General features: G+C 55.5%; 16 protein-coding genes and 3 pseudogenes. 16 read left to right on the top strand and 3 right to left on the bottom strand.

Annotation, left to right across the window (positions count from 1 at the left end; all coding sequences use genetic code 11):
- Window positions 1-89: 89 nt before the first annotated feature.
- Both BV911_RS16745 and BV911_RS16740 read right to left on the bottom strand, forming a co-directional pair.
- Window positions 90-1022, bottom strand: coding sequence for an IS5 family transposase (locus tag BV911_RS16745; protein ID WP_086054748.1), 933 nt, complete (start codon window positions 1020-1022; stop codon window positions 90-92).
- A gap of 151 nt (window positions 1023-1173) precedes the next feature.
- A pseudogene (locus tag BV911_RS16740) lies at window positions 1174-1362 on the bottom strand (IS256 family transposase); the annotation flags it as partial.
- Between the two features lie 32 nt (window positions 1363-1394).
- Here BV911_RS16740 and BV911_RS19625 point away from each other — a divergent pair.
- The gene (locus tag BV911_RS19625; protein WP_168184112.1) at window positions 1395-1610 is read left to right on the top strand and encodes a hypothetical protein; all 216 of its coding nucleotides are present in this window, start codon (window positions 1395-1397) and stop codon (window positions 1608-1610) included.
- A 156-nt stretch (window positions 1611-1766) separates the two neighbouring features.
- Here the strand turns inward: BV911_RS19625 and BV911_RS16730 are convergent, their stop codons facing one another.
- Entirely contained in the window at window positions 1767-4838 is a 3072-nt protein-coding gene (locus BV911_RS16730; protein WP_139840126.1) for an AsmA family protein, read from the bottom strand.
- 381 nt (window positions 4839-5219) lie between these two features.
- On the opposite strand from BV911_RS16730, the pseudogene BV911_RS16725 reads away from it, so the two are divergent.
- From BV911_RS16725 to BV911_RS16655, 15 genes and pseudogenes are all read left to right on the top strand, one after another.
- A pseudogene (locus BV911_RS16725) lies at window positions 5220-6241 on the top strand (IS110 family transposase).
- Window positions 6242-6834: 593 nt separating this feature from the next.
- The gene (locus BV911_RS20075; protein WP_086054745.1) at window positions 6835-7137 is read left to right on the top strand and encodes an urease subunit gamma; all 303 of its coding nucleotides are present in this window, start codon (window positions 6835-6837) and stop codon (window positions 7135-7137) included.
- A gap of 21 nt (window positions 7138-7158) precedes the next feature.
- Window positions 7159-7590: an urease subunit beta gene (gene ureB, locus BV911_RS20070; RefSeq protein ID WP_086054744.1), complete on the top strand. Its 432-nt coding sequence runs from the start codon at window positions 7159-7161 to the stop codon at window positions 7588-7590.
- 14 nt (window positions 7591-7604) lie between these two features.
- Entirely contained in the window at window positions 7605-9323 is a 1719-nt protein-coding gene (locus BV911_RS16710; protein WP_086054743.1) for an urease subunit alpha, read from the top strand.
- Between the two features lie 130 nt (window positions 9324-9453).
- Entirely contained in the window at window positions 9454-10035 is a 582-nt protein-coding gene (locus BV911_RS16705) for an urease accessory protein UreE (protein WP_086054742.1), read from the top strand.
- 11 nt (window positions 10036-10046) lie between these two features.
- Window positions 10047-10769: an urease accessory protein UreF gene (locus BV911_RS16700; protein WP_205963881.1), complete on the top strand. Its 723-nt coding sequence runs from the start codon at window positions 10047-10049 to the stop codon at window positions 10767-10769.
- A gap of 14 nt (window positions 10770-10783) precedes the next feature.
- Window positions 10784-11431: an urease accessory protein UreG gene (ureG, locus tag BV911_RS16695; protein ID WP_086054740.1), complete on the top strand. Its 648-nt coding sequence runs from the start codon at window positions 10784-10786 to the stop codon at window positions 11429-11431.
- 4 nt (window positions 11432-11435) lie between these two features.
- Window positions 11436-12371, top strand: a complete 936-nt coding sequence (locus tag BV911_RS16690; RefSeq protein WP_086054739.1) for an urease accessory protein UreD — start codon at window positions 11436-11438, stop codon at window positions 12369-12371.
- A gap of 18 nt (window positions 12372-12389) precedes the next feature.
- Window positions 12390-13376 carry an urea transporter gene (gene yut / locus BV911_RS16685; protein WP_086054738.1) on the top strand — a complete coding sequence of 329 codons (987 nt, stop codon included), beginning with the start codon at window positions 12390-12392 and terminating at the stop codon, window positions 13374-13376.
- Between the two features lie 44 nt (window positions 13377-13420).
- Complete coding sequence (locus BV911_RS16680; protein ID WP_086054737.1) at window positions 13421-14665, top strand: ammonium transporter; 1245 nt, start codon at window positions 13421-13423, stop codon at window positions 14663-14665.
- A gap of 163 nt (window positions 14666-14828) precedes the next feature.
- A complete protein-coding gene (locus tag BV911_RS16675; protein WP_205963880.1) occupies window positions 14829-16070 on the top strand; it encodes an SLC13 family permease in 1242 nt (413 codons plus the stop codon).
- Between the two features lie 96 nt (window positions 16071-16166).
- Window positions 16167-17354 (top strand): mechanosensitive ion channel family protein, encoded by a 1188-nt coding sequence (locus BV911_RS16670; protein ID WP_086054735.1) that lies wholly within the window; start codon window positions 16167-16169, stop codon window positions 17352-17354.
- Window positions 17355-17505: 151 nt separating this feature from the next.
- A complete protein-coding gene (crcB, locus tag BV911_RS16665) occupies window positions 17506-17895 on the top strand; it encodes a fluoride efflux transporter CrcB (RefSeq protein WP_086054734.1) in 390 nt (129 codons plus the stop codon).
- A gap of 125 nt (window positions 17896-18020) precedes the next feature.
- Window positions 18021-18854, top strand: coding sequence for a VPLPA-CTERM sorting domain-containing protein (locus BV911_RS16660; protein WP_086054733.1), 834 nt, complete (start codon window positions 18021-18023; stop codon window positions 18852-18854).
- A gap of 279 nt (window positions 18855-19133) precedes the next feature.
- Window positions 19134-19319 (top strand): annotated as a pseudogene (locus tag BV911_RS16655) (transposase); the annotation flags it as partial.
- Window positions 19320-19434 lie beyond the last annotated feature (115 nt).

The following is a 19434-nucleotide window of genomic DNA, read 5'->3' as shown; positions in this document are numbered from 1 at the left end:
AGACATGCTCCACGACGCACGTCGCTCACCCGATGCATGGCGCGGCTTTCTCGAGGACTTCGTAGCCAATCCCGACATCATCGCCCGCGTCAAGGAAAATGGGCCGCGGTAGAAATCGAGCGGTTACTTTGGGTTTCGACGCGTTGGGCCTCCAATGTCCTACTACGAAGTTGCGGGCCGATGACCTGCTTGTATCGACCGATCTGGGCTTCAACATTTGATCTGAGATTGTAACCCGTTGCCGTCTGCCAGGCCATTCGACCCTCAATTCTGATCGTCTCGAGATGACGGTTCCGCAGATCGCAATCACCAGGAATTGCAGTCTTGGGCGGCGGGATTATCACCTCGACGTCGGCCCCGAATGCCATCTGGGTCGTGGTGACTGTCGGTTGGCCATCGTATGCGCCGTCGGCGATGAACTTGTCGACGGGTTGCCTGATCTGTTGAAGCAAGGCCGGCAGAGCGGTCGGATCGCCAACGCGTTCTGTCGTCAGGCTTGAGGCAACAATTTCGCCGCTGTCCGGATCCAGTCCGATGTGCAGCTTGCGCCATGTTTTCCTATGCTTGGGGAGGCCATGCTTTTCTTCCATCCAGTCGCGACCGCCGTGAACCCGCAAGCCGGTGCTGTCCACAATCAAAGTGATTGGACCCGTGGTTGCGCGTGCTGTCGGGCAAATCCGGAGGGTTGCTCCACGCCGGCTTAACGTTGAGAAATCCGGCACCGGCAGCACAATCCCGGCCAGGTTTAAAAGCGAGCGCACAAGGCCCTGCGTTTGCCGCAGCGCCTGACCGAAAACACTCCGCAGCGTCAGGCAAATCTCGATCGCGAGGTCGGAATACACCAACTTTCCGCCGCGTTTTCCAATGCTGGTTGCGCGCCATCGAGACAACAGATCCAGATCAAACCAGAGCGTCACATCACCTCGACGTCGCAGGCTTTCGTTGTACTCGGCCCAGTTGGTGACGCGGTATCTGGCTTTCGAAAACTTGCCCCGGATAGGGTTGTTAAACTTATAAGGCATTCCGGCACTCGCACTCAGAAATCAGCACCTGCCTAGGTCAATGACGTCATCCGTGCAACAAGGTCTGCGAGAATAGGGTACCGGTTTCGTGACCCCACTTTCATGGTTCTGATGGTAACTGAGAAATGCCCGAAAGTTGGTGACGGCGCGGTCAGGCGGCGGTTTGAAGTTGCTTGATGCCGTCTCTGAATTCAATCCTCTGAACGATTTCCGGCAGACGGTTTGCGCCGTCGATTTTTCGCCATTTGGCTTGGACTGACATCATCAGGTGGACGGCCATGGCGAGACCGGTTTTCCGGCTTTGGCATCCCTTCGTCTTTCCTGTGCGATGTCGGACAGTGGGGGGGTATCCACACCATCACGGCCTTCCGGGTGTTGAAGCCCGAAATCGAGATCGCGCCCGTCCATCACCGGTTGCCCGATCACATTCGTGTCCACGCACTGATCTGCGTCCTCGCCCTCGTGCTCTACCAGATCAGGCGCATGCGCTTGAAGCCCACCGGCTATTCTGCGAGGCCCCAAACCGCGCCCGACCTGCTCGCCGGCATTCATCGCCATGACGCCAAGATCGCGAAACGCAAGCTCTAAGGAACACCCCCCAAGCCCTCAACATCTGGAGCTACTCGGTCCCCCTGAATCTGCCAAACCTACCTGATCACGCTCGTGTAGTTACATTTTGGCCCACCAGGCCATAACAGTATCGATTTCTTACTCGCTTTTCTGTCGAACTTGAGCGGATCGCGCTTAGTCATCCGGGTGAATAAGCTTCCCCCAAATGTAGCCTTGCCTGTTGTGGGATAAGTCCACGCGATACCAGTTCATATCCCCCAATTTTCCTGTGACTTCGATCATCTCTCCAGCGGCCAACGTTCTTACGGAGCCAAAATTCGTGCCCGGACCGCTGCGAACGTGTGTGTCGGTGAGGGCGACATACCGAGTGGCTGTGATGGGATCGATCGGAAAACTGCTGGCAACGGGGTCGAAACTTGAAGTGGTTGTCCGGTTCAATTCTGATGGGGTCGGCGCCCATTCAAGACAAGCATTGGTGGGGGCTCTCCCGTGACTTCTCAGACGTGGCGCCAATTCATCAAGCGTAAAAATTGGCGCAAGGGCCAGTTCCTCGACAGCCCGTGCTGCAAGACGTAACCGGCTGTAATCGACATGCGGCGCGCGCCAAGGTCCCTCGACCCGGTAAGGCGTTGAGATCAGCAATCGCGATGTTAGAGAATGCGGTTGCACGAAGATGTCGAGCGTCTCCCTTGCCAGATTGAAGTTCCCCGACGCACGCGAAATCGTTGCCGAGGTTTCCAAAAGTAGCGCTTTTATACGGGCATCTCCAGCATCCACGGCAAATTGGCCGACGAAACAACGTATATCGGGGACTGCCCGCGCTTCTTTTCCAAGCATCAACCAATGGATCAAACTTGCGCCGAGCAAATCAAAGTGCCGGTTGTAGATATGGCCGCGTGAAATTCCGACGTCGGCAGAACCGTCTAAACTGGCAATAATATCTGTAAACGTATCGCCTCGACTTGTCAGGTTCAGCTGCATGTCGAGGTCGCCATCAATCGGAATGTTCTTATGGATCTGCGAGAAAACCTCTTTCAGGACGATGTTTTCGCCAACAGCATCAAGGACTATCGTGGCAGGGGACATACGGGCGTTGACGTTTGCATTGATATTAAACGATCCTCCCACGGTGTCGAAGCGAAGTGGGTTTACCTGAAGCACACCGTCATCAAGAGCGAGGTCAAGGATGCCTCGATCGATTGACATGTCGACGCCCTCTATCTGGTCAACATCCACGAGAAGCGAGAGATCAATTGTCCGCAGGGCATCGAACGGCAAGGATACTGGCGCGCTTTGATCTTTGTCAGATTCCCCGGTTTGCCAGGGCCCATCAGGGCGCAGACCGATGTCTGCGAGATAAAGAACCGGGGTCGAAATCTTTCCAGAAAGACGTGGACGCGCACCCGCGACGGTTAGGACGAGGTCTTCCGTGAAAACAGACTGACCGAGTTGCGCCGATCCAACCAGATGGGGAGCCTCGAGCTTCCCGCTGAGGCGGCCGTGAAAGGACGCGGGGCCGAGTGCTGGAACAGGAAGGTCTAGGAGCGTGCCGAAAACGCCAAGGTCCTTGGCTAAAATGTCTATATCGAGCGCTCCCCAACCAAGGTCTGAATTTTTTGTAGTCGCACTGGTGGCTTTGAGTGAAAGAACGTCTGTATCATCCGCAACAATATTGACCTGACTAAGTTGTAGCTCGCTGACGTTCTTGGTCAGATTTCCCGACACATCTATTGTTCCGAGGTCGGGAACCGTCCTGCCGGTGAGGCCTTCCAGCCAAGGCGTCAACTCGGCTTTCAGGGCAATACTGGCCACAATACCCTCTCGAAATACGACTTTTTTGATTTCGCCGATGACTTGCATAGGATGATCTCCTGTGCCGATCCGCAGGTCAATTTGGTTCAAATCGAGCTGCGAAAGGCCACCGCTCAACTGTGCAGTGAACGCGACCGGTCCAAGTTCACGGGTCGTAAAGCCTATCGGTTTGGTCGCCGCAGTGACGGTCGGAGCATTAGCTTGGATCTTTAGGTCTAAACCCGACATGCTCAGTTTCGGTCTCAGGTGTACAGACGTCACGCCGCCGGTCGCACCGATTTCCAGTCCCGCCCGATCTCCGGCTGTCATCTCCACGTTCGAGATTTTGAGCGTATCTGAATTCCCGGATAGGGCAAAAGAAGCGTCAACCGGCCCAAGGTCCGGCAGCTGTGCATTCAGCAGACCTGAAATGGACGTGGATGGTCCGGCGAACCGCGCTTCCAGATCAACGCCAGTTGCAAGCGCTCCTTCGCGGGTGTTCAGGTTTGCGATGCCGCCGGTGATGGTGATCTCAGTCGCTGCGGCGGCTTGGCTTTTGTTATCCGCAAGCGTGATGTTGATTTTTGTCAAACGAGGTGCAGAGATGTTTCCCGCAACAGCGGCACTGCCATGGAATTCGCCGGCAAACCCAGAATTCACCCCCAACTCCGTCATGAATTTGGAAACGTCTTGGGATACGGCAGTTACACTAAGGTTGAGGCCGTTGCCTTCAGTAGGCTCGACAATCGTGCCATCGACCGTGATGTTCATGTCGGGCAGCGACATAGTCAGTTCCAAGGGGAAGGGTTTGGTTGGCTTTAAAGCTTCGGACAAAATGCCGAATTTTCCAGATACGTCGAATTGGCGATCGCCCCAAGAACCATGAGCTTTGAGATGATTGAGGGTTTCGATCTCATCAACAGACAGCGACGTGACTTGGAAAGATGTCTCCTGCTTTGTACCAGCGTTAATATACTGCGCAGTGACATTCTGCAATTTTACGTTGCCAAGGGCAGGTACCGAAACACCATTGGTCGAATGCGCGTTTTTATGAGTTCCGCTTGTCCAACTGTGGTCCCCGTTTGCGTTGGTTTCAAGGTAGACTTGTGTATCTGATACAACCAACCGTGGAACCGAAAGCGTGCCTGAAAGAAGCGGTCGAAGTGATAGTTGGATCTCGAGATGACCAAACTGGGCAAGGTAAGGGTGGGTAGCCCATGCCGGATTCCCTACACGCAGATCCGATACGGTGAGCGTAGGCTGCATGGAAACGTCTAGCGAAAATGGCCCAGATATTTCAACGGTCCGGCCGGTCAGCCGCTCAACGACGTAAACCGAAATCCTCCGGTAGTCGTCATCATCCAAGATGAGTAAAGCGGCGGAAACCGAAACCACCAAACAACCGACTATTACTCCGACCGATTTCAAAAACCATCGTATCAGCTGTACCGCCAAATCCGTTCCTTCCTCGCCCAAAGCTCTGCTGTATAGGTCGATCGCTCATTGGTGCAGAAGGTAAACCAGAAAAGACGTCAAAATTTAAGACGTAAAGTACCATTATCACCGCGCGGTCTCAGCAAAAGGGATAGTACCCCGGGACGTGGCGTAAATTGGGTGTTGTCATGTGTGGATGGCTCCTTTTCTGCAAGGGCTTTATTGGGTGATTTTTGATCGAAGTGGTTTGCGGTCATGTGTTCGGCCTATTGGCGCGGTACATATGACCGCTGGCCCTGATGAAGTCCGCGTGCCGGGTCCCTATCGCAGAGAACCATGACCCCGGACGGACATTCAAGACCACCCCTTGACAAGGCCGCAATCAGAGAACCACCTCTCACAATGGATATTGCAACAATCGGAATCGATCTCACCAAGTCCGTATTTCAACTTCATGGCGTTGGTCCTGACGGTACAACTGTTTTAAAGAAGAAACTGAGGCGCGGAGCTTTGCTCGATTTTATTGGGTCTCTACCGCCCTGTTTGATTGGCATGGAAGCATGTGCGACTTCGCATTATTGGGCACGCGAGATCGCAACTCTAGGCCACGATGTGCGGCTAATCCCGCCAGCTTATGTCAAACCATATGTCAAACGTTAGAAGAATGATGCAGCGGATGCAGAAGCGATTTGCGAGGCTGTCAGTCGCCCAACATGCGTTTCGTGCCGCTCAAGAGCGCTGAGCGACAGGGTGTATTGGTGCTGTACCGAACCCGGGATTTGTTAATGCGGCAACGCACCATGATGTTGAATGCGATCCGCGGCCATCTGGCGGAATTTGGAATTATCACCGCCCAAGGGCCGCGCAATATCTTGGCGCTAATCGCACAAATTCAATCAGAAGACAGATTCGACCTACCCGACATCGCCCGGTTGGCGCTATTAGGACTGGCGGGACAGCTTGAGGCTTTGACGAACGAAATTCGTGCCCTTGAGCGACGCCTCACGGCCTGGCACCGCGAGGATGCCACAAGCCAGCGGCTTGAGACAATCCCCGGCGTTGGGATCGTTACGGCAACGGCCCTGTCAGCCAGTATTCCTGATCCGTCAATCTTCAAGTCTGGTCGGCAGTTTGCTGCCTTCCTAGGACTGGTGCCGCGACAGAATTCGTCGGGCGGCAAGGACAGGCTGGGACGCATCTCGAAGATGGGCGATGGCTACCTGCGCCGGTTGCTCGTCGTGGGCGCAACTTCGGTCATCCGAAGAAAAGGGGCCAATGAAACGGCTACAGGCGTATGGATACGATCGTTGTTAGAGCGCAAACCTGCACGTGACGTCACCGTGGCTATGGCCAACAAGACTGCGCGCATCGCTTGGGCTATCCTAACCCGTGAGGACGTATATCGCAGCACGCCTACGACGTGAGGAAATAGAAATTGCAGCAACTGACTACTGCTGTTCCGAGCTATGAGGGCAAAAGACAAGTGATGATGATCAATAGGGAGCGCAACCAGGACACCCCGAGGAGTTGTCAGAGCATCAAAGCTCGAAAATGTGATAGGGACCCGGTACGCGGACTTCATCAGGGCCAGCGGCCATATGTACCGCGCCAATAGGCCGAACACACGACCGCAAACCACTTCGATCAAAAATCACCCAATAAATGCCTTGCAGAAAAGGAGCCATCCACACATGACAACTCCGGTCAGGGAGTTGTCGTTCTGACGGCGGCCTAACGGCGCATCCCGTGGTGGATATGGGCCCAAGTCAGGTATCGGGCCTGCCGCTCTGGACCTGAAGGCCCTTGATGCGCAGCAAAGCCTCTTGACTGTGACCTGCCTTAGATGTTTATCCTCAACACATCCGTATAAACGATGTGAGTTCTGTTTCAGTAGACGCTGCAAGCCTATGATTTCATATTTATAATTTGAAAAACCGATTTACAGAAGGGGATTGCCTGCCCGATTGTCGCGGTATAGGTGATTGTAATCATCCCCCTCTCCACAGCGAGGTCGACAATGCATTTCACCCCAAGAGAGATTGACAAACTGATGATCTATACGCTTGCGCAAGTTTCGCAGCGTCGAAAAGATCAAGGCATCAAGCTCAATCACCCGGAAACTGTTTCCCTAATCGCGGTAGCTGCCCTTGACGGCGCGCGCGCAGGCAAAACGGTCGAAGAAGTGATGGAACTGGCGCGGAAGGCGGTTACCGTAGATGACGTTATGGAAGGCGTTGTCGAAATGATCCCTTATGTGCAGGTCGAAGCGGTGTTCACTGATGGCAGCCGTCTGGTCACCGTCCACGATCCGATCAAGTGATTCAATAAAAAGGATTAGATCATGGCTACCACCAAGAAGAAGACGCCTGTGGGAGGGCTTGTTCTAGGCTCGGGTGATATCGAGATTAACGCAGGTTATCCGGTCACGAACCTAAAAGTTCGCAATACCGGCGATCGTCCCATTCAAGTCGGATCGCACTTTCATTTTTTTGAAGTCAATTCCTCACTCGAATTTGATCGCGAAGTCGCATTCGGACAACGCTTGAATATTCCCGCGACGACCGCACTTCGGTTTGAACCCGGTGATGAAAAGGAAGTGTCGCTGGTCCCGTATCAGGGCAAGCAACGTGTTTTGGGCTTCAACGGTCTGGTCGATGGCTGGGTTGGAGACGAAAATTATAAGGACTATCAGCCACGCCTCGCTGATGCGATGGGACGTGTGGCCAAATATGGTTTTAAAAACCAGTCAAACCCGGCGTCCAAATCTAAATAAAATGGAGTACTGAGATGGCGAAGATCTCACGACAGCAGTATTCGGACCTTTACGGACCTACGACCGGGGACAAAATCCGTCTTGCGGACACGGATCTTTTCATCGAAATCGAAAAAGACCTGCGCGTCTACGGCGAAGAGGCTGTCTATGGTGGCGGCAAGACGCTGCGCGATGGCATGGGCTTTGACAACGAACTGACGAGTGTGGCCGGTGCGCCCGATCTTGTGATCACCAACGTGACGATTGTCGACGCGGTTCTGGGCATCATCAAGGCCGATGTCGGAATTAAAAACGGTGAGATTTGCGGCATCGGCAAGGCCGGAAACCCGTCAGTGATGTCGGGCGTCACGCCGGGACTCGCGCTTGGGGCCGGGACCGACGCCATCTCGGGCGAACACCTGATCCTGACCGCCGGGGGCATCGATGCCCACGTTCACTTCGTTTCGCCGCAACAGGCAGAAGCCGCGCTAAGCAACGGGGTCACAACCCTTTTCGGCGGCGGCATCGGCCCCAGTGACGGCACGAACGGCACCACGATCACCCCCGGAACCTGGAACATCGAGATGATGTTGCGGTCATTCGATGGCTGGCCCGTGAATGCGGGTGTGCTTGGCAAGGGCAACTGCTCGGGCATCGCACCGCTGGAAGAACAGCTGCACGCCGGCGCGATGGGACTGAAGATTCACGAAGACTGGGGCAGCACCCCAGGCGCGATCCGTGCGTCTTTGTCGGTCGCAGACCGATATGACGTGCAGGTCTGCATTCATACTGACACCCTGAACGAGGCCGGTTTCGTCGAGAACACCATTGCCGCCTTCGAGGGTCGCACGATCCACACCTATCACACTGAAGGTGCTGGCGGTGGCCATGCGCCGGACATCATCCGCGTGGCCGGTGTCTCGAACGTCATTCCAAGCTCGACCAATCCAACCCTGCCGTTTGGGATCAACTCTCAGGCAGAATTGTTCGACATGACGATGATCTGTCACAACCTGAGCCCGAAGATCCCGACTGACGTCGCTTTTGCGGAAAGTCGTGTGCGGGTCGAGACCATCGCGGCTGAGAACGTACTACACGACCTTGGCGCGATTTCGATCATGTCGAGCGACAGTCAGGCCATGGGCCGGGTTGGCGAAAATTGGATGCGGACCATCCAGACCGCGCATCTGATGAAAGACCGGATGGGCCCCTATAGCGGCGACACCTCGGGCAACGATAACCAGCGCGTGCTGCGGTTCGTCGCCAAGGTCACAATCAATCCAGCGATTGCACAGGGCGTCAGCCATGTGGTTGGATCGATTGAGGTGGGCAAAATGGCCGATCTCGTGCTGTGGGAACCCGCCTTCTTCGGCGCAAAACCGAAGATGGTCATCAAAGGTGGCTTCATCTCTTGGTCGCTGATGGGAGACCCCAACGCGTCGTTGCCAACGCCGCAACCGGTTCTTTATCGTCCGATGTTTGGCATGATGGGCTCGACCCTCGCCAAGACCCGGGTGACATTCACATCGCGTGCCGCCTATGACGACGGGATCGCTGATCGTTATCAGCTGCAATCCAAGGTCATGCCGGTATATGGCACGCGCACAATCAGCAAAGGCTCAATGGTGCGCAACGACGCCTTGCCAGAGATTGAAGTGAACCCAGAGACCTTCGCGGTCACGGTCGATGGCAAAAACGCGACAATCGAGCCTGCAACCACCGTGCCATTGGCACAGCTTCACTTCTTTAGCTAAACCTTTTCGGGGTCAAAATGCATCGGCTCTTTGACCCCGAAACTTATGGATTGGTCTGGCGACAACCCGCCAGCACCCGCCGCGTAGGGCGTGCCATTGGTACGCCAACAGAAAGACTTTCGGAGAAGCCATGATACTGGTCGAGAAGAAGCTAGGGAATGTCAGCGAAGCCGACTGGCATCACCTGTCACATAACATACGGGTGGATCTTCTTGTGCTTGAGCAGTGGGATGCGCCGAAGAGCCGGTTGCGGAAGACAAGCGAAGGCGGGATCGAACTTGCGATCTCATTGCCGCGCAGTGAGCAGTTGCATGACGGTGATGTCCTTTATTATGACGAGGCTGCCAAGCACATGGTGGTTGCGCGGATCGCCTTGAAGGACGTCCTCGTTATTGAGCTTGAGGGATTGGAAACGCTGTCGGCGGCAGAAATTCTGCGCACCTGTTTTGAGCTTGGTCACGGGTTGGGAAACCAGCACTGGCCGGCGGTCATTAAGGACACCACAGTCTATGTGCCGCTGTCGGTTGACCAAAAGGTCATGGCGTCAGTGATGCGGACCCATGCGTTCGACCACGTAAAGACTTATTTCGCCCCCGGCGCCGAAATCGCCGCCAAGCTTGACGCGAAAGAGGCGCGGATTCTGTTTGCGGGCGCCGACGCCACGCCGCACCACCATCACACCATCGCTCAACCCCACGACCACGATCATTGAGCGACGACCTGATGGCACAGGATAACACAAAGATCCCGGTGACGCCCGGACGCATGGTGCGCCTTGCCCGGTTGCTTCAGTTTTCGGATTCGACACTGCCCGTTGGGTCATTTGCCTTTTCAAACGGCCTTGAATCCGCGATCCAGATGGAAGTGGTCACCGACGGGAAAAGCTTGCAGGAATTCGTAGAGATGGCGGTTCGGCAAGCGGCACGGATGGACGGGATCGCGTTCCTTCATGCGCATCGGGCTGCAGCCGCAGGCGACCATGACGGCATACTTGCCGCGGATCACGGATTGTGGTGTCGGCGCGTCGGCGAAGAGCAGCAACAGATGCTTGCTCGGATGGGGCGGAAGTTCGCAGAACTGTCCCTGCGTATCGGCGACTTCCCGCAACTCATAGACTGGCTGGCCCAAATCAAGTCCGGCCAGACACCGGGGTGCTTTCCTGTCGGGCAGGCCGTGGCGCTGGCCCAGTTGGGCGCGGACGAGGCCGAGGCTTTTGTCGTGCACCAGTATGCCATCGCCGCGATGATCCTAAGCGCCGCGCTGAGGCTGATGAGGATCGACCATCTGGAAACGCAGCGTATCCTGTTCACCGTACAAGAGCGCATAGAACAAGATTATGAAGCAGTTCGAGACTTGAGCCTTGATGAAATGTCGGTCTTCGCGCCGGTTTTCGACGTGCTGGTCGCACATCACACAACGGCACATGTCCGACTGTTTATGAACTGACGTAAGGAACACTGATGAAAAAGATTACGCGCATCGGCATCGGCGGCCCTGTGGGCTCAGGCAAGACGGCGGTCATTGAAGTGATCACGCCCCGGTTGATTGAGATGGGCCTCAAGCCGCTGATCATCACCAATGACGTCGTCACCACCGAAGACGCCAAGCAGGTTCGCCGGACGCTGAACGGCATCCTGATCGAGGAAAAGATCGTCGGTGTCGAAACCGGTGCCTGTCCCCATACCGCAGTTCGCGAAGACCCATCGATGAACATCGCCGCGGTGGAAGAACTGGAAGAGAAATATCCCGATAGCGACGTGATCCTGATCGAATCCGGCGGTGACAACCTGACGCTCACCTTCAGTCCTGCGCTGGCCGATTTCTTCATCTACGTCATCGATGTGGCGGCCGGGGACAAGATCCCCCGCAAGAACGGTGCCGGCGTGTGCCAGTCTGACATTCTGGTCATCAACAAGAAAGACCTCGCGCCCTATGTCGGGGCCAGCCTTGAGGTCATGGATCGCGATTCAAAGCTGATGCGCGGCAAGAAGCCCTTCGTCTTCACTAACTGTAAGACCGGTGAAGGGGTTGATGACCTGATTGAGCTGATTATGGACCTAGCGCTGTTTGACGTGGCGCGCGTTCCTTCCGCCTCAAAGGCCAACTGAGCCCATGCCTCTGCACGAGAATCTCGGCCAGATGGACGACGCGCGCGAATTGCGCAGTTATCAAGATCAGCCGGCACAAATGCGTGCGGCCGCACACGGTAAGATCGGGGAACTTCGGCTTGGCTTTGCGATGCGCAATGGCCGAACCGAGTTGTGCGATTTGTACCGGGTCGCACCGCTTCTTGTGCAGCAGGCCCTCTACTGGGATGAGGCGATGCCGGAATTGCCGATCTGCTCGATCATTTCGGTCGGTGGCGGCATCCTGCAGGGCGACCGCTATAAAATTGACATCACGGTGGGCGAAGGGGCCTGCGCGCTTGTGAATTCGCAGAGCGCGAATAGGGTCCACAGAATGGACGCGAATTACGCGTCCCAGCACCAGACCGTGCATGTCGAGGCGGGCGCCTATTTGGAGTATCTGCCGGATTTCACCATCCCCTATCGCGGGTCACGCTTCATCAATCAGACCGAACTGGTTGTCGCCGAGGATGCGACTGTCCTTTACGGCGAGATGATGATGACAGGACGCAAGCACCATCATACCGATGAGCGTTTCGGCCTCGATCTGCTCTCGATGGCGGTCTCGGTTCATCGGCCAGACGGGAAAAAGATTTTTTCCGAAAAGATCCTAATTGAGAATGACGATCCAACGGTCGATTTCGCCTCTGTGATGAAGGGGTTCGACGCGTTTGCAAATATTATGTGCCTCACGCCGCCGGATGTCGCCGCCCGCATCCAAAGCCGGTTCGAAGGCCAGTTCGAAACAGAAGAGGCCCGGGCTTTTGCGGGCGTCAGCCGTCTGCCGAACAGTGCCGGGCTGATGCTAAGGGTGGTCGGCGTCGAAACCTATGACGTACGCAAACAGGTCCGTCGGTTCTGGACGATCGTGCGGGAAGAGGCACGTGGACGCACTTTGCCCAAAGAGTTTCTTTGGAGCTAAAGGAAGAGGCGAGAAATCATGGCTGAGAAGAGCGAAAACTTCGTCGTCACCTGTCTGCGCGGCACCAGTCAGGTGTTTTTCATGGAAAACGCCGTCACAGGTGCGCTGTTTTTTGTCGCGATGGCCGTCGCTTCGTATTTTTCGGGCATCTGGGCGACGACGATCGGTGCCTTGATTGGCATCGTGATCGCCACGTTGACAGCGAAGTTGCTGGAATGCGACGAGACCGCGACCACGTCGGGTCTTTTTGGCTTTAATGGCGTTCTGGTGGGGGCGGCCCTTCCGACGTTTATCGCTGTATCGCCGCAGCTTTGGTTCTACATCGTGTTGGGCGCCGCGCTGAGCACGGTCGTCACCGCAGCATTCAGCGCCACATTGACCAAAGCCTGGGGAATTCCGGGCTCGACCGGACCCTTCGTTCTTGTCGGCTGGTTGATGGTCGCGGGGGCCTATTCCTTTGGAAGCCTGCACGTGACAGGCGAGGCGCCGAAGCTTGCATCGGACTATTTGCAGGGCTTGGTCAGCATCCCCGCCCCCATCGAATTGGTGCAAATATTCTTCCGCAATATCGGACAAGTCTTTCTACTGGGCAATGAATACAGCGGCGCGATCATCCTTGCCGGGATTTTCATCGCCTCGATTCCGGCGGGCATCGCAGTGGTTGCCGGTTCAGTCATCGCGATGGTGGTCTCGATCATCATGGGCGCCGATCCTGCCGTTGTTAGCGCGGGTCTATACGGCTTCAGCCCGGTGCTGACAGCCTTAGCTGTGGGCGTGATCTTTCTGGCCCCGTCGATGCGGGTGGCGATTTATGCAGCTTTAGCGACCGTATCGACAGTCTTTGTGCAAGGCGCGCTGGACGTGATCATGGACCCAGCAGGTCTTCCTTCCTTCACTGGCCCCTATGTCCTGACGATGTACATGTTTGTTGCTCCGAAAAAGTTCATGGCTCCACATCCGCACAAATCTGTCACCGACCACATTACCGCGCCGACGAAAGCTTAAGTCGACACCACTATTGCCGCGGCAATATTAAGGAGAACCAAAGAATGCAGAGTATTAATGCGGGTGACACTGCGTTCGTCATGATTTGCACGGCACTTGTCTGCATGATGACGCCGGCGCTGGCGCTGTTTTACGGCGGGCTTGTCAAGCAGCGCGACGTCGTGTCGATCATGATCCAGAATTTCGTCTGCATCGGCGTGGTCGGATTGATTTGGGTCTTCGGCGGGTTCAGCCTCGCGTTTGGCCCCACCATGTTCGGCGGGCTGATTGGCGATATCCGGCCCTATTTCGGCATGTATCATATTGGCATCGAACCAAATCCGGACCTTGGACCATCGGTTCCCTTCATCTTGGTCTTTGCCTATCAGATGATGTTCGCCATCATCACCCCAGCGTTGATGACGGGTGCGTTCGTCGGGCGGATCAAGTTCGGTGGATATCTGTTCTTTGTTGCGCTTTGGACGATCATTATCTATCTTCCTGCGGCTCACTGGATTTGGGGCGGTGGATTCCTTGCGCAGATGGGGGCCGTCGATTTCGCCGGTGGTATCGTCATTCATACCTCGGCTGGTTTCTCTGCTTTGGCGACCGCACGGTATCTGGGCAAGCGTCGGACCGAACCCGGACAATCAGGCTCGGAACCGTCAAGCCTGCCACTGGTCGCGCTTGGTGCAGGCTTGCTGTGGTTCGGCTGGTTTGGCTTCAACGCCGGCGGCGCCTATGCCGCCGATGCACTGGCCGCGTATGCCTTCACGAACACGATGCTTTCGGGCGCGATTGCAATGCTGGTCTGGATGTTCTGGGAATGGCGGGAAACCGGACGTCCGTCGTTCTCGGGCGTCCTTGTCGGCGCAGTGGCCGGCCTGGCGACGATCACACCCGCTTCGGGATATGTTGAACCGATCGCCGCACTTGGCATCGGGGCTACGGGCGCAACGGTTTGTTACTATGCCAAATATGTCCAGCGTTGGCTCAAAATCGACGACACGCTTGAGGTCTGGCGCGCCCATGGTGTTGGCGGACTGACAGGCGCGCTGCTCATTGGTGTTTTGGCCAGTTCGGCGATCAATGGTGTGTCCGCAAGCACGCATCAACTTGGCGTGCAAGCATTGGCCGTGGTCATCGTTGCCAGTTACTCGTGGGTTATTACCTATGTCATCCTGAAGCTGATCGACTTGACAGGGAGCCTGCGTGTGTCGGAAGAGGTGCAGGAATCTGGGCTGGACCAGTCGCTCTTCGGTGAGCAAGCGTTCAACCTGTGGAACACAAGCGATAAGCCGAAGACCTAAGATACGTCGACCTTTGAGGCACTGCCGCAACCATTGGCGGCAGTGTGCCAACCGGGCCACCTGTTACGCCCGGATGGCTTTGAAATTCCAGTCGGGTACATGGCCGTGGCGATAAAGTTCATGGGCGTGCACTATCTAACCCCTTGAAGGTTCTAACATGGACATGACCGTTCTAATATTCTTGCTGGTGTATGTTGCACTCGCGCTTGGACACGTCCCAGGTTTCAAGGTGGATCGAACCGGGGCAACGTTGGTTGGCGCCATCGCGATGATCGCCGTCGGCAGCATCACCGACAAAGCCGCTTGGTCGGCCATCGACTATCAGACCATCGGCCTCCTGTTCGGACTGATGGTGGTTTCAGGGGCATTCGTCGTCTCTGGGTTCTATGCATGGACGGCGGATAAGGTCGCATCGTTGGATGTCTCGCCACCCGTCCTTCTTGCCCTTCTGATCGTGACCGGAGGCACCCTGTCGGCGCTTTTGACCAATGATGTGGTGATGGTCGCCATGACGCCGCTTCTGGTCGCGATCACCCTGTCGCGCGGGTTAAACCCCACGCCATTTTTGCTTGGCTTTTGCTTCGCCGCCAATACCGGCTCTGCGGCAACTTTAATCGGCAGCCCGCAAAACATGATCGCGGCCCAAGCGCTGGGGGCGTCTTTTTCCGATTTCTTGAAAGTAGCATTGGTGCCTGCCGTGCTGTCACTCCCCATCGTTTGGTCGGTGGTGACATTTCTCTACCGGGGCAAATGGCACATGGCGCAAACCCCGGGAACACCCCTAGTGCAGACGGCGCCCGCGATTGCCGCATTCGACCGGGTTGAAACCCTGAAAGCCGCGATCGTCACGGCGGTCGTAATTGCAGCTTTCGTGTTCTCAACCTGGCCGCGCGAACTCATCGCGTTGTCAGCCGCCGCAGTGATGCTGGTCAATCGGCGCATTTCTTCCAAACAGGTCATGAGCACGGTGGATGGGAACCTGCTGATCCTTCTTGCTGGGTTATTCGTGGTGAATGCAGCCTTGGCTCAAACGGGTTTGCCCGAAAAACTGGTGCACGACTTAAAGTCTGCGGGGTTGGATTTCACCAATCCGTCGATGCTGTTCCTCGCCGTTTCTGCCTTGAGCAATGTGGTCGGGAACAATCCCGCCGTTATGCTGCTTGCATCGTTCTTGCCGCATTCAGGCAATGTCGACGGGCTGATTGCGGCATTGGCATTGGGGACCGGATTTTCCAGCAATATGATCGTGTTCGGAAGCCTTGCCGGTATCATCGTCGTCGAACAAGCTGCGGCCAAGGGCGTCACCATCACCCTCGGTGAATTCTGTCGCGCCGGCATTCCCGTGTCCATCGCCTGCATGGCATTGGCGCTGGCTTGGATCACATTCCTTGGCATCTCAGCATGAAGCGCCCAAGGGCCAGACCTCTCGTTCAGGACAGTCCATTTTGACGTCCCGACCAATCGGCCGCTGATCCTACGCCGATAGACAGGAGTAATTCTTGTGAAGCCGACAGAGTTTTTTAAGACGTTTCAGAATATTTTTCCCTGGGCCAAGGACCTATGGCTTCGCTTGGCAGACTACCTGAACCACACAACATGGGGACTGCCGCTGGATCGCATTGCGATGGCAGCCGGTGTCTTCCTCGTTTTCGTCCTGCTTCGGCGACCGCAACGCTATTTGCTGATGGTGGTGATGGGGCAACTGGCCAGCCGCCCGATCCGAAACGTCGATCCGCAGATCCTTCAGGCGCTGAGGGGGCCGGCGGGCGTGCTTCCCCTCGCCCTCGGTAGCTTTATTGCCTTTGAGATTCTAAGCTTCGACCAAACTGGCGTTTGGGCGCGCTTGGCGAGTCACATCGTGGTGTCCCTCGTACTCTTCGCGCTGTTCTGGACATTTTTCGAATTGATGACACCACTCGTTGCGTCCCTAAAGCTACGGGAAAGAGCGTTGAACCCAACATTGGCCGATGTCGTGCGTCGCACATTAAAAGGCGGCATCGTTCTTATTGGCGGAGCGATCGTTCTTGAGGAATGGGGCATAAAGATCGCGCCCCTTCTGACGGGAATGGGTATTTTTGGTGCGGCACTCGCCTTGGGCGCGCAAAATTTGGTAAAAAACCTGATTGCAGGCTTTCTAATCCTCGCAGAGAGACGGTTCTCTTACGGTCATTGGGTCAAGGTCGATGGTGTGGTTGAGGGAACCGTAGAATTTATTGGATTTCGGTCGACGCGGGTGCGCCAGTTCGACGATGCGTCTGTCGAAGTGCCTAATTCTGAATTTTCCGAGAATGCACTCATCAACTATACGAAGATGCGCCGACGCCGCATATTCTGGAGCATCGGCGTGCCCTATTCCACCAGTATAGAACAACTTCAGGTAATCCGCGGCGGGATAGAGCAGTATATCGTTGAATCCGGCGACTTCGTATCGCCAAGTGCGGCATCGACATTCATTCGCGTGGACAGTTTCGGAAGTTCGTCCATCAACATAATGGTCTATTGCTTTACGATCACAACGGTTTGGGGCGAGTGGCTTATCGTAAAAGAGAAACTCGCCTATGCCATCGTCGACATTGTGTCGAAAGCAGGGTCGAGCTTTGCGTTCCCGTCAACCTCGGTCTATGTGGAAACCCTCCCCGAGGGCATCCCAGATCGATTTGTGCCGCCGTTGGACGATCATCCGCAATGACCGGTGCCGGGGTAATCCTCTTAGCGTCGTATTTGACAGATCGGACCACTGCTCCCCTGTTTCGCAGTGGGCTCCGCTCAGTTAAAAGAGGAGGAGACCTGAACCCACAGTACCTGTAACCCTACGTTCGAACCAATCAGAGCATCATTTCATGAATCAATATTATTCTCTTATATTGCTAACGGCCATCGGCGGCGCGTTCGGATCAGTCGGCCGCTATTTAGTCGGCCTGTATACCAATAAGCTATGGGGCGATGGATTTCCTTGGGGAACGATCGCCGTGAACATTGTCGGATCGTTTTTGATCGGGCTCGCAGTAGAGGCCATCTCCCGCACGTTTTCGAATTCGGCAGAAGTGCGCGTTTTAATCATTACAGGATTTCTGGGCGGCTTCACCACGTTCTCGTCATTTTCTCTAGAAACGATGGAGATGCTAGAACGCGGCGAAGTCGTTCATGCGGGATATTATCTTGGAAGCACGTTGGTTTTTGGCCTGATCGCAGTTTTTTGCGGCATTGCGCTTGGAAAAGCTCTTTTCTAAATTTTCTGGAAGAGGCCTAAATCCGGCAATCTCTATGGTTGTGATGGAATGGACATCCCCTGAGCTCTCCCTGTTAGGGTTTGGGGGTCCGGCATTTGCCGTTAGTTTGAAGTAAAGGGTCATAAATGTTTAGTGTTGTTAAACCTGTCGTCGCCGTGACGCTCCTGATGGCGGTCAGTCAAGCCCAAGCGTCATCTTTCACTTTGGACTTCGGAAATGTCAGTTCGACCGGCTTCAACAGTGCCGCGAACAATGTGATCAATTATGGTGTTGTCGCCAACGATGGCCTCAATGATATCTATGGTCAGCTTACCACCTTCAACGCATTCGACAGCAACCAAGACGCAAACAACGGGTCGGTCAGCGGCGATGTTCGCATCAACGCCAAGCGGGGCGAAGCTGTCCAATTGGGCCTTAGCCTGTTCCTTGATGAGTCCTACACTACGGCCTATACGTCCACGTCCGATTTTTCGTGGTCGCTGACTTTTTATGACATCGACGGTATTGATGACTCCGTCAGTACCTATGGGCCGACCATAAACGAAACCAACTACTACGACGAGATTCTGCTGCGCACGGAGGGCGTCGCAACCTTCACCGACAGCACAGTGCTGACCCACAGCAACACCGAAGACGGGTTGTTGGTCAGCGCAGTCAATCAAGCAGGCGTTGATGGTCAGGGCGGCATTTCGACCTTGTCCGACGAACAACAGGATTACACCGTTGTATACACCGTCGAGAACACAGCGACTGTCCTGTTTGACTACATTGTGCAGGATATCAGCTTTAACAACCGCGCGCGTAACCTGCTGATCGACGGCGGTTCGCTTACGCTGACCGGCGAAACCTTCAACACCTCCATTCCTACTGCAGTCCCACTGCCGGCCGGTGGCGCTTTACTGATCGGAGGATTGGCCGCTCTTGGCACATTCCGCCGCTTCAAAGGCGCGTTTTCCTAAACGCCGCAGCGCAGGGTGTTCGCACGAAAATTGAAACACGCGATCGGATTTCACTGGTCCTGGGCAGAAAATTTCGGGCGTCTTGAAAACCGGCCAGCGGCCGGTTTTTGCTTTGAACGGGCGGAGCCTCGGTGTGATCCCGATCCGTGGCAAGAGGCGTTGGATCTGGTGCGCAATTGACGCGAATGACGATGAGAGATGGTTCGGGAAAACTGAACAGCCGGGATAAGTGGATTTTCCGCGCAATAGCTGCATGATGCTGCAGGCGAGGAGATGACCATGACAAGACGAACGCGCCGGGATCACAGCCCGGCTTTAAAGGCAAAAGTAGCTGTAGCCGCGATCAAAGGTGAACAAACTTTTGTCGAGCTGGCGCATGACTTTGACGTCCATTCAAGCCAGATCATGCAGTGGCGTCATCAGTTGCTGGAAGGCGCGGCGGGCGCTTTAAACCGAGAAACGCGCGAAAGTTGGTGATGCCCTGAGGGGCGGCATATCATGGCGGAGTTCAGACGCCGTCAATTCTCAGCCGAGAAAAGGATATGCCACATGTCAGAGTCTACCATCACCCAACTGCCCG

Source organism: Pseudoruegeria sp. SK021, from assembly GCF_002119405.1.
Classification (GTDB): domain Bacteria; phylum Pseudomonadota; class Alphaproteobacteria; order Rhodobacterales; family Rhodobacteraceae; genus Meridianimarinicoccus.
This window is presented reverse-complemented; position numbering and strand designations above follow the sequence as displayed.

What these genes read in the sequence shown, in the direction of transcription:
- BV911_RS16745 (WP_086054748.1), bottom strand. Translation starts at nt 1,022, where the DNA reads ATGCCTTATAAGTTTAACAACCCTATCCGGGGCAAGTTTTCGAAAGCC.
- BV911_RS20075 (WP_086054745.1), top strand. Translation starts at nt 6,835, where the DNA reads ATGCATTTCACCCCAAGAGAGATTGACAAACTGATGATCTATACGCTT.
- ureB (WP_086054744.1), top strand. Translation starts at nt 7,159, where the DNA reads ATGGCTACCACCAAGAAGAAGACGCCTGTGGGAGGGCTTGTTCTAGGC.
- BV911_RS16710 (WP_086054743.1), top strand. Translation starts at nt 7,605, where the DNA reads ATGGCGAAGATCTCACGACAGCAGTATTCGGACCTTTACGGACCTACG.
- BV911_RS16705 (WP_086054742.1), top strand. Translation starts at nt 9,454, where the DNA reads ATGATACTGGTCGAGAAGAAGCTAGGGAATGTCAGCGAAGCCGACTGG.
- BV911_RS16700 (WP_205963881.1), top strand. Translation starts at nt 10,047, where the DNA reads ATGGCACAGGATAACACAAAGATCCCGGTGACGCCCGGACGCATGGTG.
- ureG (WP_086054740.1), top strand. Translation starts at nt 10,784, where the DNA reads ATGAAAAAGATTACGCGCATCGGCATCGGCGGCCCTGTGGGCTCAGGC.
- BV911_RS16690 (WP_086054739.1), top strand. Translation starts at nt 11,436, where the DNA reads ATGCCTCTGCACGAGAATCTCGGCCAGATGGACGACGCGCGCGAATTG.
- yut (WP_086054738.1), top strand. Translation starts at nt 12,390, where the DNA reads ATGGCTGAGAAGAGCGAAAACTTCGTCGTCACCTGTCTGCGCGGCACC.
- BV911_RS16680 (WP_086054737.1), top strand. Translation starts at nt 13,421, where the DNA reads ATGCAGAGTATTAATGCGGGTGACACTGCGTTCGTCATGATTTGCACG.
- BV911_RS16675 (WP_205963880.1), top strand. Translation starts at nt 14,829, where the DNA reads ATGACCGTTCTAATATTCTTGCTGGTGTATGTTGCACTCGCGCTTGGA.
- crcB (WP_086054734.1), top strand. Translation starts at nt 17,506, where the DNA reads ATGAATCAATATTATTCTCTTATATTGCTAACGGCCATCGGCGGCGCG.
- BV911_RS16660 (WP_086054733.1), top strand. Translation starts at nt 18,021, where the DNA reads ATGTTTAGTGTTGTTAAACCTGTCGTCGCCGTGACGCTCCTGATGGCG.